This is a genomic window from Streptococcus pseudopneumoniae (assembly GCF_001072665.1).
GTDB lineage: Bacteria > Bacillota > Bacilli > Lactobacillales > Streptococcaceae > Streptococcus > Streptococcus pseudopneumoniae_S.
The window spans coordinates 1-272 of record NZ_JVJI01000028.1; the positions used below are offsets into that span (position 1 = coordinate 1).

Genomic DNA, 272 nt, shown 5'->3' on the forward strand with positions numbered 1-272 from the left:
GGTTGAACTAGGGCATCGCCCTCATGACCTGGCTCTTGCGTGCCTTTAGTGCTAACGGGTTCTGTATAAGACGGTTGTGCTGGTTGAACCAGGGCCTCACCCTCATGACCTGACTCTTGTGTACCTTGAGTACTGATTGGGGCTGTGTAGGCCGGTTGCGTTGGTTGAACTAGAGCCTCGCCTTCATGACCTGACTCTTGTGTGCCTTGGGTGCTAACGGGTTCTGTATAAGTCGGTTGAACGGGTTGAACTAGGGCATCGCCCTCATGACC

At 54.0% G+C, this 272-nt stretch carries 1 protein-coding gene; it reads right to left on the bottom strand.

Going from position 1 to position 272, the window contains the following annotated elements:
- Positions 1 to 272: hypothetical protein (locus ADH52_RS02225; protein ID WP_049509846.1), on the bottom strand; the 272-nt coding region annotated here is incomplete at both ends.